Origin of the sequence: Neobacillus bataviensis LMG 21833 (genome assembly GCF_000307875.1) — a bacterium.
Lineage (GTDB): Bacteria > Bacillota > Bacilli > Bacillales > Cytobacillaceae > Neobacillus > Neobacillus bataviensis.
In genome coordinates, this window is record NZ_AJLS01000178.1 from 1 (window position 1) to 549 (window position 549).

At 41.5% G+C, this 549-nt stretch carries 1 protein-coding gene; it reads right to left on the bottom strand.

Going from position 1 to position 549, the window contains the following annotated elements; all coding sequences use genetic code 11:
- Nucleotides 1–549, bottom strand: a 549-nt coding sequence (locus BABA_RS24470) for a MucBP domain-containing protein (protein WP_007087958.1), incomplete at both ends; no start/stop codon positions are given.

The following is a 549-nucleotide window of genomic DNA, read 5'->3' on the forward strand; positions in this document are numbered from 1 at the left end:
AGCTGTGAGATTGAGATGTTGAGAGATTGAGAAGTCGGTTGTGTGCTGGGTTGAGTCGGATTGAGTCTCATGGTCATAGGCGAAGGGTTGTTCTGAATCCCAAAAGTCCCTACCCATGTATTTAAGTCATTAGGTAGGGAGAGTAAAGTATAGTCCGTTTGATGTCTAAGTTCCCTATTGACCTGTTGGGGAATACCTTTTGAATCAATAAGCACTCCGTCTTTGATCAAGAGGTTGCCATTATCATCGTAGTATGAACCTTCAGGAGCTGTTTTAGGAACAGTTTTGCCTGACTCATTGTTAGAGTCTTTGTTGTCTGACGGTGTGCTGTTGTCAGAAGTGTTATTGTTATCTTTGTTGCTTGGAGTAGAACCGTCACCTACATATACGAAGTAGTAGGTTTGACCTTGTTCAGTAAACTTACCTTTGTAAGTTTCGTCTGACTTAGTTGTATCGAGTTTATACCCCTTGATTGTAGGAGCTTTCTCTTCAAAGGCTTTGTCTACGTCTCCTTTGATAGTCTTAGGAGCTTGAAGCTCTTTAGAGTCT